Origin of the sequence: Xenorhabdus bovienii, from assembly GCF_024721015.1 — a bacterium.
GTDB classification, from domain to species: Bacteria; Pseudomonadota; Gammaproteobacteria; order Enterobacterales; family Enterobacteriaceae; genus Xenorhabdus; species Xenorhabdus bovienii.
In genome coordinates, this window is the sequence record NZ_JANAIF010000001.1 from 64279 (window position 1) to 77980 (window position 13702).

Here is a 13702-nt window from a genome sequence, read left to right on the forward strand (position 1 = left end):
GTAACGAAATTAACACAACATAACAAAATGTTCTTAAGGAAGAGAATATAACTATGAAACAATTATCTATCACAGCCCTGGTATTTTCTCACACCTCGGTGACATCGGTTGCTATGCCGATTGAAATACTCACCATCGCCGCCAATGCCATTGGCGGCCCCATTCCCCATGTCCGCATTATCTCGCCAGCAAGCCAGGAAATGAACGGAACCAATAGCCTGTTGACTGAACCCGCCCCGACTTCCCATTCCGATCTCTATCATGGCCAACAACCCGATATTATTCTGGTTGGCTCCCTGGGTTTCCCGGTATGGCAGCCGCAATACTGCTCACCGGAAATAATAGAGTGGCTCAAGGCGATGGATGAAAAGCACATTCCTATCGTTTCAGTCTGCTCAGGCACATTCATCCTTGCCAAAGCCGGGTTACTGAAAACCAGCGCAACAATCCACCCTCATTTTTCCCGCGAATTCAAAGATCTATTTCCCCATATTCCCCTGTATGCCGACAAAAAAATCACCCGTGACAATAACCGTTTCTGCATTTCCAGCGCCTATGGGTGCAGCAAAAGTATGATGAGTATTGTTGAGTTGATTTACGGACAATATGCCAGAGAACAATGTTCACAATTCTTGTTTGGCGAAAATGACCCCAAAATTTCGTCTGATTCCGTCAGTTTTGCCCCTTATCGTCAACATTCAGATTCTCTCATCCACAAACTACAAGATTGGATGCACACCTCACCTTCCGAAATTTTATCCGTAGCCGACTTAGCCAACAAAATCCACCTTTGTGAACGACAAATGAAACGGCGCTTCAAAATCGCCACCGGAAAAACCCCCATCCAGTATATCCAGCAGATACGTCTGTCACAGGCCAAGCACTGGCTGGAAAAATCTCAGAAAACCATCGAAGAAATCAGCCATGAAGTCGGTTACGAAGATACCCGTTATTTCAGGGAGTTATTCAAACGCTGCAATGGTCTGACGCCAAAAGAGTATCGCCAAAAATATCACCATAGTGGAAGTTTTTCTGTGGGCTAGCATTGCATTCCGTAAATAATCAACCCGAGATTCGTTTAAGAAGGGAACTAAAGTGCTTAAGGCACGAGCAAAGTTTTTGCTAAAGAAAACAAAATAGTCACCACAGTCGGTCTGCCGTACTGGCGTATCGCTTTACAGAAAAAGCGTAGAGCCGCCTCGGCATCCCGTCTAGCCGTCAGCAGGAAATCAATGGTCTGCCCGTCGGTATCAACCGACCGGTAAAGGTATTTCCACTGGCCTTTGACTTTAATGTACGTTTCATCCATTCGCCATCGGGAGCCAACCGTCTTTTTGCGTTTCCGGAAAGCCTTACTGAGCAGGGGTACCAGACGTAACACCCAGCGATGTGGCGTGGTCGACGAAGATCCCCCGTTCTGCCCTCATTTCCTCCAGATTGCGTAAGCTCAGTGCGTAGGTCAGATACCCACGGACACATTGGGCAATGATATCGACGGGATAATGGCGGCGTTTGAACGCGTTTCGGATCAGGAACATCACTCTGGACTCATTCAAAAACAGGAGAGCTTACCTGATATTACGTTAATGCGACAGAACCGACAGCTTTGCCGCTATGAAAATGTACACAGTTAAACTCGCTGTTCGTGGTGTCAGTCCCATGGTCTGGCGTAGGCTGAGAATTTCTGCTGATACATCACTGTTGCACGAATTTTTTAGATAGACTAATCTATCTAAAACCTCAACACTAACTTAAGTGATCACTGTAAGGACGAGGAATGGCAAGAAATCTTCTATCTCTTCTTGGCGTTTGTTTTTCCATGTTCATTTTCAGTACAAATGCCCAGTCACCCCAAGAGCAGATGCATGTGTCAACCACGACCATGCAGGCTGTACAGTTCACTCCCTCTGTCAAAATATTGGGATCAGTAGTAGCAAAAAATGAGATTGTGATAAGCCCGGCGCTCCCCCAGCATATCATCACAGAGGTGCTGGTCGAAGAAGGCGACTATGTCAAAAAAGGTGATGTGTTAGCTACATTAGAAACACTGGTTCAAGATGAAAAAGTCAAACAAGCCAAAGCGGAATTGGAAAAAGCGCTGGCTTTGATAAAACAGAATGAAGCGACGAGTAATCAGGCACAGTCCGAACTTAATCGTGCAAAACCGCTGGTAAATACAGGGGTCATTTCTGCCAGTGAATTTGACAAATACAAAATGCAGGCAAATTCATCCTTATCCGCCTTAAATGCGGCAAAAGCAGAATATCGGCAGTTACAGGCACAATTAGAAGGGGAAAAAACCCAGCGGGCGAAAACAACCATATTTGCACCCAAAGAAGGCATTATCAGTGAACGAACTGCGATGGCAGGTATGATAACCGATAACAGTCAACTGTTTAAACTGATCGAAAATAACCTGCACGAATTCTCGGCTGAAGCCTATATTTCTGCTTTAAAACAAATAAACACAGGAATACCTGCGGCTATTTCTCTCACTTCCGGCAGCAAAATAACCGGTAAAGTGAGATATATCTCGCCGAAAATTAATCCCGTTACCCAAATAGGAAAAATAAGAATTGCGCTCGAAAATGTCCCCGCCGATGTCAAACTGGGGGATTTCGGCCATGCCTTATTTCAGCTTAAACCAGAAAAAGTCAATGCCATTCCTTATAGCGCTGTCAATATGGGAAATGAAAATAAACCCAGTGTCTATGTTGTCGGTAAAAACAATGCCGTAGAGAAAAAAGAAATTAATACAGGACGTATTTTTGATAACTGGATTGAGATAAAATCCGGCTTATCGCCAAAAGATAAAATCATTGTTTCTGCATCTCCATTCCTACAAGAAATGGATACTGTTGCCATTATGCCACAGGGAAAATAAGATGAAATATCAGTTATCCGAATGGGCTATCAGAAAACCTATTCCCACGATTGTTATTTTTCTGGCACTCACTGTCGCTGGGTTATTTTCCTTTTTGAAATTACCTATCAATGCAAACCCCGTTATTAATTTTCCGGTTGTGACTGTGACTGTCACACAAAATGGCTCATCGCCTTCCGAATTGGAAAATGCAGTTACACAACCCATAGAACGCGCAGTTTCTGGATTGCCGGGCATTCGACATATTAACTCAACGATAACGGATGGCGTATCCATCACGATTATCGAGTTTGATTTGAAAATTGATCCGCATGTTGCCACAAATGATATCAGGGAACAGATTACACAGATTCGTTCGGAATTACCCCAATCAATAGATGAACCGCTAATAAGCCGTATTGATGTAGAGGGTAGTGCTATCCTGAATTACGCGGTTCAGTCAAAAGATAAGAATTTGACTGAATTATCTTGGTTTGTTGATGACAAATTAAGTAAAAAGTTATTAATGGTGCCAGGCGTTCAGAAAATAACAAGGCTGGGTGGAACCAATAAGGAAATTTTGATTGAACCTGATCCGGTAAAGATGGCTGCATTGAAGATCAGTGTTGCGGATATTAACCAGTTATTACTTCAAAATAACGTCAATATTCCTGGCGGAAAAATGGTCGTCGCAGGACAAGATCATACCATTCGTATTTTAGGTGCAAAAAATGAAATAGATTATTTACGCCAATTAAAACTTCCTTTAGCAAACGATAATTGGATAAAACTGGGCGATATTGCCACGGTCAGAGATTCACATAAAGAAACCATCACCATTGCCCGCTTAAATGATGAACCGGTTGTGGGTTTCGCCGTATTCCGCGCTAAAGGTTCAAGTGATACAGAGGTAGAAAAAGGGGTTGTACGGGCATTACAGGAGACTGGAATAGAGTATCCGGATGTCAATATTAAACTTGTTTCATCAAATGTAAAATATACGGTGGCAAGTTATAATGCAACCATGCAGACACTAATAGAAGGCGCAGTATTAACTGTCATTGTGGTATTTTTCTTTCTCAAAAGCTGGCGAGCGACATTGATTGCAGCCATTGCATTGCCATTATCTATACTACCGGCATTTTTTATCCTACATTTATTTGGTTACACTCTGAATAGTATCACTTTATTAGCATTAACATTGGTGATAGGTATTTTAGTTGATGATGCGATCGTCGAAATAGAGAATATAGAAAAATATATTGAAAGAGGTGAAAGACCTTATATTGCCGCTATCAAAGCTTCAGATGCAATAGGGTTTGCAATAGTCGCGATTACTATTACCATTGTCGCTGTTTTTCTGCCCGTCAGTTTTATTGGTGGTTTTATCGGTAAATATTTTGTCCCCTTCGGCATTACCGTATCAGCGGCAGTATTATCATCATTACTGGTCGCCAGATTGGTGACTCCACTGATGTCCGCCTATCTGCTACAGCCTAAAAAACACCAGAAAACGGATAAAACAGAGACACCGAAATGGATAAAGAAATATCTTTCTATCCTGGAAAAAACATTAAAATTCCGCAAAACAGCGTTGCTGCTAGCCATCGTCTTTCTTTTGGGATCATTAGCCCTGGTAGCACTGTTACCATCAGGTTTTATGCCTAAAGCGGATATCAGTATCACCACAATAGAAGTTGAAGCACCACCCGGAACCCAAGCAGCGCAAAGTGATGAAACGTTGCAGAAGATTATTAAAAAACTGCAAGGCCGCCCAGAAATTATCGATATTTTTTCTGTTGCCGGCGTTGATGGTTCCTCTGGTGAGATTAGCCAGAATAAAAGTAACATTATTATAAATTTAGTACCTACGGGTGAACGTGACTGGTCACAAAAAGAATTTGAGCAATCATTGGTTCCTATCTTAAATGAGATTCCAGATATTCGATATAACTTTGGCAATAGTAGTGGCAGCCGAGATATTTCGATTGTTCTGGCCAGTGAAAACCCAAAAATTTTGTCTCAGACAATAAAACAGTTACGTCAAGAGATGATGCAGTTGGAGGGATTGAAGAATATCCAGCTCTTGCAACCCTTGCCAAGACGGGAAATTATCATAACGCCTAATGTTGATACAGCAGCCAAAGCTGGCGTGACAACCGATGCAATTGGCACTGTGATTAGAACGGCAACAATAGGTGAAATCAATTCCAGAGTCGCTAAGTTTAACTTACCAGATAGGCAAGTCCCGATCCGCGTCTTATTATCCAAAGAAGACAGGGATAATCTGACCGTATTAAATGATCTGTACGTAAATAGCACATCGAACGTCAATGTTCCTGTGAAATCGGTGGCAAATATCTCTTTTGCCTCAGGCCCTGACAAAATAGAACGAATTGCCAGACAGCGTAAAGCGAGTATTGATGCAGATCTTAATGGTATTGCGGTTGGCACAGCGTTTATGCAAATTAATGAATTGCCGACAATGAAAAAATTGCCGCCGGAGGTCAAAAGAGTCGAGTATGGTGAAGTTGAATATATGAATGAAATGTTTGATCGTTTCACGACGACCATCATGCTCAGTATCATGATGGTACTGGCTATTCTTATTATTCTGTTCAAAGATTTTTTACAGCCAATGACGATTTTAATTGCGCTGCCATTTGCTATCGGTGGTGCGATTATCGCATTGCTTATTTATGGTGCCGCCATTGATCTGCCCGTTATTATTGGCATATTAATGTTGATGGGCATAGTCTCAAAAAACTCAATCTTATTGGTTGAATTTATTCTCGAAAAATCCCGCACCGGTATGCCACGAAATGAGGCCATTATTCAGGCAGGCAGAGAGCGTGTCAGGCCTATTATAATGACAACGATTGCCATGATTGCCGGCATGATCCCGCTGGTCATTACCAGCGGCGCGGATGCCAGTTTCCGGGCGCCGATGGCAATCTCGGTTATTGGGGGACTACTCAGTTCAACTTTACTCAGTTTACTGTTTGTACCGGTTATTTACAGTTATATGGATGATTTTAAAAACTTTATTACTCCACACCTTAAGAAATTTACCTCAGTAACGAAAGACGATCTCGATTATCACTGACAGATTATTTTATGTCCGGCGTGTTTTTGTGCAAATTAACAGCCGGACATTAATAATATTTAAGAAATTTTATGGGTGTAATACTCATAAAACTATTTCTGACGATTAAATAAGAAGAATAAACATTTAGTCTGTATAATAACATCCGAACATTAGATAGAGTAATTAATCTAATTTTTTATATCCGATCTTTTGGAGGAATATGTTTTGTCAAAACAGACAGAAAAACAGCGCGCTAAACGCAAACAAATCATTGATGCTGCCATCTCCTGTTTTATAGAGAAAGGATTTCATGCAACATCCACAGCAGAAATCTGCAAGGCAGCAGGCATGAGTCCAGGTAATCTGTTTCACTATTACCCAACCAAAAACGCCATTATTGAAGCTATCGCAGAAGAAGACAGCCATGACTATAACGAAATTTTGCATACCGATGATGATGAAAGCTCGGTTATGGCAACAATAGAAAAGATGATGACAAGCCTGATCCACCTGTATAACCAACCCGATTATGCACGACTCAGCATCGAAATTATCGCTGAAGCTAGCCGTAACCCTACGATTAATAAAATATTTATCGAAAATGAAAAAAAAATCAGGGAACGTTTAGCACTATTAATCCGTAAGGGGATTGAAACAGGGGAAATTGATAAACAGATTAATGCGGAACAGACGGCATCCTGGCTAATGATAACCGCCGGGGGGGCGATAGGGAGAGAGTTGGTAGAACCGAATTTTAAGTGGCTTGAGAGCATGGGTTCTTTTACCTACATGATACGAAAAATTTTTGCATCATAATATCCGTACCTGTTTTCTGATTAAGGCCGGCACCTTAATCAGAAGGCTTCGAAAAATATTGTCATCAATAACACTAACATCAAGTACTTATTGTACCTTCTTCTTTTTTTTAATTTTATGTAGGTGTTTTTCATATTAAAACAAAATAGTTATTCCGGGTGAAATAAGCCAAACTAATTAATTATTTAATTTAAAAGGCTATTTTAGAGATAAATCCTAATCCATCAAATGTTAGGATTAAACACCTAACACAAAAGTTTTAGTTATTCTATTTTTACCAAAGGAATGAGAATTCCTTTTCGAATTTACACAAACTGAAATTCTGGATACTATTCTGATAATGAGCGGCGTAGATAATCAGCAAAGAATTCATATAAATCCCCTTGAGCTGCAATATGTAAAACAAGCTTAATTGCTGGAACACTAGGTACGCCATGTTCGGAGGATAATACATACAAATCATTGGTTAGTGCTCTGAGTGGCAATAGGCTAACCCCTAATCCGTGTTCTACTGCACTTTTTATGTTTTCAAATGAGGAGCTTACGTACGCAAGGAAATACGGTTTATCTACATTCTCCAACGTTTTTATAGCACATTCGCGGATAACACAACCTTCAGAAAAAAAACAAGAGGAATTTCTTGAAATTCATTGAAATATATAGCTTTTGATGCAACCCAGTGCAATGAATCAATGAGTAGGATGTTATTATTATTGGTGTTGGTTGGCTGTCCGGCTATTTCCTTAGTAATGACCATATGTGACTGCTCCCCGCCCTATCGGGCGAGGCTTCCCACTTCACAGGCCGCGGCTTGTCCGTGACAAGTCTGACGCTGGCCTCCATGGGCAGAGACGACGAGACCCGCCGCCTGTAATTCAAATAGGCCTTGCTGCTGGATATTCAACGCCGCATTGATATCTCTGTCATGCTCCGTCTGGCACACTGCACATACCCAGTACCGCTGGCTTAAGGGCATTTCCGATTCTTGGTGACCGCAACAATGGCAGGTTTTCGAACTCGCATACCACGGGTCAAGCCTGACCAGATGTTTCCCCGCTTCTTTGGCTTTGTATTCTAGCTTCGTCACAAAGCTGTGCCAGCCCGCATCAGCAATATGACGAGCCAGTCTGCGGTTTTTGAGCATATGGGTTGTTTTCAGTGTCTCGACTATCACCGCTTGGTTTTCGTCAATGAGTTGTCGGGACAATTTGTGCTGAAAATCCCCACGGGCATTGGCCACTTTTTCATGGCACCGGGCAACAATTAAACGTGCTTTACCCCGATTTTTACTGCCTTTTCGTTTTCGGGAGAGCGCTTTTTGCTTGCGCCGCAGGTTTTTACTGGCACGGATTAAATAGCGGGGATTGGCCTGTTTCCGACCATCAGAACAGATGAGGAAGTGGGTTAACCCAAGGTCACATCCGGTGCTTTTGTCTGCATCGATCACATCAGGAGGAACGGGAGGTTCTTTGCCATCTTTACAGAGAATTGAGGCAAAGTATTTTCCTGTGGGTGTTCGCGATAGGGTAATGCTTTTAACTTCACCGTTGATTTCACGATGGATACGCGCTTCTATCGGAGTCAACTTGGGAATTTTTATTGCCTCATTCAACACCTTCACGCCAACACAGTGATAACTGGATTGTTTTCCGTGTTTGCGCTTAAAGACAGGGAATTTTGCCCGCAACTTTGGATTGAAGAAGTTATCAAAAGCCGTATTTAAATTGATGACCGCCTGCTGTAACGCGATGGAATCATACGCCTTGAGCCACGAGTATTTGCGGGATTTTTTCGCCGTCGCCAGCAACGGCTTAAGATCTTTACGTGGGCTTAAACTCACCCCATCACGTTTGTAGACATGTTTTTTTATGTGCAGAGCCTTATTGTACGCAAAACGAACCGCACCGAACTGGGCATTAAGATATTCAGCCTGTTCGAGTGTGGGGTAAATGCGTACCTTTGTGGCTCTTAACATAGTCAGCGCTCATTGATAGAGTTCAATGATAGTAACAGGCGACAGGAATATTTCAATTGAGTCAGCATAATGAATGGCTCGACGGTTTTCTCCGAAAACGACACAGTGTCAGCAAGCTAGTTGTCCATTTGATATTCACGACAAAGTATCGCCGGACACTTTTTGATGGATGCATGATTGAACAACTACGGGAGGCTTTCACTTCAGCAGCCACAAAGCTCGAATGTGACATTATTGAGATGGACGGTGAGCAAGATCACGTACACCTATTGATTGCTTACCCAACCCACTCCCCCATATCTCTCTCTTCCTGCCAACCATCTCCCCCATCAACCAGTAGCGGCTCGCGCCCAGCTAAGGTATCATTGCCCGCTATACTATTGGCCACGCCCTTTACAATTGAATTTATGGCAAAAGAACAAACTGATCGTACCACACTGGATTTGTTCGCAGATGAACGCAGGCCAGGGCGACCGAAAACGAATCCGCTGTCTAGGGATGAGCAGCTCAGGATCAATAAACGCAACCAGTTGCGCAGAGATAAAGTCAAAGGACTGCGTCGAGTGGAATTGAAGCTCAATGAAGATGCCGTCGATGCTTTAAACCATCTGGCAAAAGAGCGCAATATCAGCCGCAGCGAGCTGATTGAACAAATGTTATCAGCTCAACTGGCAGAAAATCACCTTACTAATTAACGGCTTTCACTCGACAGTATGAAACGACGTTACCACACAAATCTGACAGACTTGTCATTGATGTTTGGTCAAAATAACGCTTTTAATTTTATTAAAACTGACATTTTTCCTGCTGATTTCAGCGTGATGTGTATAGCTCAATACACAATTAAAATAAGAGGTTAACCCATTTTATGGCAATAATAGGTATATTCTTCGGCAGCGATACAGGCAACACAGAGAACATTGCCAAAATGATCCAAAAAAAATTGGGCGGTGCTGATGTTGCTGAAGTCCACGATATTGCCAAAAGCAGCAAAGAAGATATTGAAGCTTTCGATATCCTGCTGCTCGGCATTCCGACCTGGTATTATGGTGAAGCTCAGTGTGACTGGGATGATTTCTTCCCGACACTGGGAGAGATCAATTTCGATGGCAAACTCATCGCTCTGTTCGGCTGTGGCGATCAGGAAGATTACGCAGAGTACTTCTGTGATGGTATGGGTACGATTCGCGATATCATTGAACCTCTCGGTGCCATTATCGTAGGTCACTGGCCAACCGAGGGATATCACTTTGAAGTCTCCAAAGGCATGGCCGACGATAACCATTTTATTGGCCTTGCTATCGATGAAGATCGCCAACCAGAATTGACGGATGAGCGCGTTGAAACTTGGGTACAGCAGATTAAGGCCGAGATGAGCCTGTCAGAAATTCTTGGCGTATAAGGAGCCAAGCTCCTTTTCACGGGATAATTCCTCAATAATGTGTCATGATATCGGGATAGGTGTGGTTTTCATTTAGAATATCCATGCCTATAATCTATAGCGTGAAACAGAATCATGATTCTCTCACGATACCCCCAAGTATCATAAGTTCACCTTACTAAGTTACAGGACTGAATCCGCATGACCGACAACAATAAAGCATTGAAAAATGCTGGACTTAAAGTAACACTTCCACGCCTGAAAATTCTGGAAGTGCTACAGGATCCAGAATGCCATCATGTCAGTGCGGAAGATCTCTACAAAAAACTGATTGATATCGGTGAAGAGATTGGCCTCGCCACTGTCTATCGCGTGTTGAACCAGTTCGATGATGCCGGCATTGTCACACGCCACAATTTTGAAGGCGGTAAGTCGGTTTTTGAACTCACTCAACAGCATCACCATGACCATCTGATTTGCCTTGACTGCGGTAAAGTCATTGAGTTCAGTGATGAGTTTATTGAAGAGCGCCAGAAAGATATCGCTGAACGTTACGGGATCAAGCTGTCAAACCATAGTCTCTACTTGTATGGTCACTGTACTGCTGGTGATTGCCGCAAAGATAGCACGATGCATGATGAAAACTCATGATGAGAAAGCACGACACGATAAGAAGTTATGACAATTATCCACTTCTGTGTCTCATTTAGTCTGAATAAGCTACTGCCGATTAGCTCAAGCTAATCGGCAGGCTGCTTTTTAAAAGAAATATCAGAGCGTGATTTTTACTTCTTCATCTCGGCTAAAACGCTTGCCATCAGTACTGACAGAGCGCACTTTCACATTACTGCTGACATGTGGGCGCTGCCTGTCATCGTAAATCTCCCATGTTTTACCGCCATCCAGCGAATATTGAATCGCTAGCCCCGGCAAGGCGATATTCGCTTCCAACGTCCCGGATACAATCCTTCCCCCAGGTACTGGCAACCGATACGCAATGTTAGCTTTATCCAATTTCGCCAGTTCATGTTGTCCCATCAAATTGGCAAAATCTATCCAGTCATTGTTGAGCGCATTGGTATCAACATAATGTGTTACGCCGCCCTTATATTCCCTGCCCTGCTGATAATTCTGTTCCCAACTCGCCTGGTGCCATGCACGTTCCGCCAACGGCAACAAGCGCGGGTAAATCATGTATTCCATCTGATCATCAGTGCGCATGGTTTCGCTCCATGATTGCCCTGACAGCCCATAAGCCCCCGGCCAATGTTTGTTGCTCTGGGTATTGAAGTGGTTGCCATCGCGATCCACCGATGTTTCAGCGTTTTGTGGCATATTGTTCGGTGCAAAACTGAAAATTTTTGCTTCATCATTGAAGCGAGTTGCCCAATAGTAGCCGCGCTCTTTCGGACTAACTTCATACGGCATATCAAGGTAGACATAATCAGGGCTGGAAACGACCACTCGATAGCCCTTATTCGCCCAATCATTGGCGGAGTCATAGCCTCCCCAATAGAGTGTATCCCAGAAATTCACTGCCACATGCTTGGTGGCGAAATCTTTTGCCGACTTCACATGTTTCAAGCCATCCTGCCATGCCTGCATTGTATCAATACCATGAGTATTGACGATCTTGCTGACTTCAATAGCAAAATGGCTGTCAAGTTCATTAACATCTTTAACAATGCCCTGCGCTATCATTTTCTGGCAAGCCTGAGATTTTGCCCATGGTTTGTCTTCTATTTTCTTGTTGATAATCCCCTTGCCCGGTTCGATTGGACCATCTTTGTCCTGATACCCCGCCCCCAGACGAATGTTTTTCGCTTCATCACCACCAAAATGCCATGTCTTCAACGGCAATTCCGCTTCTTTGTGCATTAAAGCGATTTCGCTGATAATTTTGTCAACAAACCGCTTGGAGGAATCCATGCACGGATTTAAATAACTGCGGCGATCGTAGAGCTGTACTGATGTCGCATTCGTGGTATCAGTCGGGTCAAGCAGGCGATATTCATTGGCCTCCTGCTCTTTCCCCTGCGCCATCAGATTTTTATAACGAGCTTCCATCGACACGACCGCTGCACGAGCGTGAGCAGGGGTATCAATCTCGGGGATCACTTCTATCTGGCGCGCTTTGGCATATTTCAAGATATCAATGTAATCCTGACGACTAAAATAGCCACTTCCCATATTATTGCTATCAGGCCCTGATCCTAATTGCGGCAACAAACATTGAGTTTCACTCAGATCATGACAGCGTTTGCTCCCGACTTCAGTCAGCTCCGGCAGACCGGGGATTTCCAGACGCCAGCCCTCATCATCGCTCAAGTGGAAATGGAATTTGTTCAGTTTATAACTGGACATTTGATCGAGCAGACGCAGGACAGCTTCCTTACTGTGGAAGTTACGCCCAACATCCAAAAATATGCCTCGATATTCGAACCTAGGCGCGTCTTTTGCCGTTAGTGTGGCAATGGTAGGATCACCATTGGCAGGGAGCAGAGATAACAATGATTGCAGGCCATAAAACACACCGGATTGATCAAAAGCGACGATTTGCGTTCCTTGAGTTGTGATATTCAGCGAATAAGCTCCTTGTACTCGCCAGTTGCCCGTAAATTTGTTTGCGTTGATCTGTGCCGCAATCCGATAACCATTATCCGTTAGCTTGATATTGTGAGAGGCAAAGCGTTCTCGAATAACGTCGATTGATGCGTTACTCAACCCACCCAACTCCAGTTTCACACCACGGGATAGGTTCACATCTTGTGAATGGATAGTCAGCATTTTGGGCGTCGGAATAACCTGTCCACGCAGTTTATCCTCGCTGATTTTTACCATCTGCTGGTTTTTTACAAAACGAGTTTCCGGAGTCATCTGGATATTGTTATCTGACGTAGTACGTTTCCACTGATCACCTGTAAAATCAGATAAAAACGCACTCAGATCTTCCGTATCGGTATTCGCCAGTATTTTAGGCATCGCATCACCGGAAGTGGCATACCAGCGTGGCATAAAATCTGTGCTGTAAATCTGCCAGTATTCTCCAAAGATCGGTAACAAGATTTTTTCATTAGCCTTGATACCTGTGAATTTTTCCGTCGGCTCTAGCTTATGTAAGTCACCCGTAATATGCGTGATTTTGTATTGCTCATGATCGATTTTCAGGATCTGGCGAATACTGTGAAAATAGATCGCCCAGTCAGAAGAGTCGATCGCCTGATTGCCATTAGCTAATGTGATATGAACCCGATTACAGGAAGCCCCGTCCGCGCCTAAAATGGCACAATCAGTTCCATGTGCTCCTGCTTGATTATCCTTAATTTTGAAATTCACTTTTAATTGACTAAGCGAATCCACTATCTGCTGTGACGTCATTTCTGCATGAACACAGCCCATTAATCCAACTGTCGTGATGAGTGCTGCCAAGGTACGCAATTTAACGCTTTTCATGAATGACCTCGTCTGAACTTATTATTCTTTTATACCCTGCAACTTCAGATTTATCGGGTATAGCTGGGTAATGCTGCTTCTGTCAGTCAATACCGCGCTATAACAAACGCAGAAACAGCGACGACA

General features: G+C 43.2%; 9 protein-coding genes and 2 pseudogenes. 8 read left to right on the top strand and 3 right to left on the bottom strand.

The window, feature by feature from the left end; all coding sequences use genetic code 11:
* Window positions 1–53: 53 nt before the first annotated feature.
* Window positions 54–1043, top strand: coding sequence for a GlxA family transcriptional regulator (locus tag NXS07_RS00230; RefSeq protein WP_038214637.1), 990 nt, complete (start codon window positions 54–56; stop codon window positions 1041–1043).
* Window positions 1044–1114: 71 nt separating this feature from the next.
* Here the strand turns inward: NXS07_RS00230 and NXS07_RS00235 are convergent.
* A pseudogene (locus NXS07_RS00235) lies at window positions 1115–1538 on the bottom strand (IS6 family transposase); the annotation flags it as partial.
* A gap of 239 nt (window positions 1539–1777) precedes the next feature.
* On the opposite strand from NXS07_RS00235, the gene NXS07_RS00240 reads away from it, so the two are divergent.
* From NXS07_RS00240 to NXS07_RS00250, 3 genes are all read left to right on the top strand, one after another.
* Entirely contained in the window at window positions 1778–2884 is a 1107-nt protein-coding gene (locus tag NXS07_RS00240) for an efflux RND transporter periplasmic adaptor subunit (protein ID WP_238125463.1), read from the top strand.
* A 1-nt stretch (window position 2885) separates the two neighbouring features.
* A complete protein-coding gene (locus NXS07_RS00245) occupies window positions 2886–5969 on the top strand; it encodes an efflux RND transporter permease subunit (RefSeq protein WP_258085959.1) in 3084 nt (1027 codons plus the stop codon).
* 207 nt (window positions 5970–6176) lie between these two features.
* Window positions 6177–6767 (top strand): TetR/AcrR family transcriptional regulator, encoded by a 591-nt coding sequence (locus NXS07_RS00250; protein ID WP_038193089.1) that lies wholly within the window; start codon window positions 6177–6179, stop codon window positions 6765–6767.
* Window positions 6768–7542: 775 nt separating this feature from the next.
* Here NXS07_RS00250 and NXS07_RS00255 read toward each other — a convergent pair.
* Entirely contained in the window at window positions 7543–8742 is a 1200-nt protein-coding gene (locus NXS07_RS00255; RefSeq protein WP_038222340.1) for an RNA-guided endonuclease TnpB family protein, read from the bottom strand.
* Between the two features lie 56 nt (window positions 8743–8798).
* Here NXS07_RS00255 and tnpA point away from each other — a divergent pair.
* The 4 genes and pseudogenes from tnpA to fur form a co-directional block, all read left to right on the top strand.
* Window positions 8799–9047: pseudogene (tnpA, locus tag NXS07_RS00260) on the top strand (IS200/IS605 family transposase); the annotation flags it as partial.
* Window positions 9048–9149: 102 nt separating this feature from the next.
* On the top strand, window positions 9150–9437 hold the full coding sequence (gene ybfE, locus NXS07_RS00265; protein WP_038209193.1) for a LexA regulated protein: 288 nt from the start codon (window positions 9150–9152) through the stop codon (window positions 9435–9437).
* 173 nt (window positions 9438–9610) lie between these two features.
* Window positions 9611–10144 carry a flavodoxin FldA gene (gene fldA / locus NXS07_RS00270; RefSeq protein ID WP_012987661.1) on the top strand — a complete coding sequence of 178 codons (534 nt, stop codon included), beginning with the start codon at window positions 9611–9613 and terminating at the stop codon, window positions 10142–10144.
* 180 nt (window positions 10145–10324) lie between these two features.
* Entirely contained in the window at window positions 10325–10774 is a 450-nt protein-coding gene (gene fur / locus NXS07_RS00275; protein ID WP_012987662.1) for a ferric iron uptake transcriptional regulator, read from the top strand.
* Between the two features lie 120 nt (window positions 10775–10894).
* Here the strand turns inward: fur and NXS07_RS00280 are convergent, their stop codons facing one another.
* Window positions 10895–13576: a beta-N-acetylhexosaminidase gene (locus NXS07_RS00280; RefSeq protein WP_038222339.1), complete on the bottom strand. Its 2682-nt coding sequence runs from the start codon at window positions 13574–13576 to the stop codon at window positions 10895–10897.
* Between the last annotated feature and the right edge of the window lie 126 nt (window positions 13577–13702).

What these genes read in the sequence shown, in the direction of transcription:
- NXS07_RS00240 (WP_238125463.1), top strand. Translation starts at nt 1,778, where the DNA reads ATGGCAAGAAATCTTCTATCTCTTCTTGGCGTTTGTTTTTCCATGTTC.
- fldA (WP_012987661.1), top strand. Translation starts at nt 9,611, where the DNA reads ATGGCAATAATAGGTATATTCTTCGGCAGCGATACAGGCAACACAGAG.
- fur (WP_012987662.1), top strand. Translation starts at nt 10,325, where the DNA reads ATGACCGACAACAATAAAGCATTGAAAAATGCTGGACTTAAAGTAACA.
- NXS07_RS00255 (WP_038222340.1), bottom strand. Translation starts at nt 8,742, where the DNA reads ATGTTAAGAGCCACAAAGGTACGCATTTACCCCACACTCGAACAGGCT.
- NXS07_RS00280 (WP_038222339.1), bottom strand. Translation starts at nt 13,576, where the DNA reads ATGAAAAGCGTTAAATTGCGTACCTTGGCAGCACTCATCACGACAGTT.
- ybfE (WP_038209193.1), top strand. Translation starts at nt 9,150, where the DNA reads ATGGCAAAAGAACAAACTGATCGTACCACACTGGATTTGTTCGCAGAT.
- NXS07_RS00230 (WP_038214637.1), top strand. Translation starts at nt 54, where the DNA reads ATGAAACAATTATCTATCACAGCCCTGGTATTTTCTCACACCTCGGTG.
- NXS07_RS00245 (WP_258085959.1), top strand. Translation starts at nt 2,886, where the DNA reads ATGAAATATCAGTTATCCGAATGGGCTATCAGAAAACCTATTCCCACG.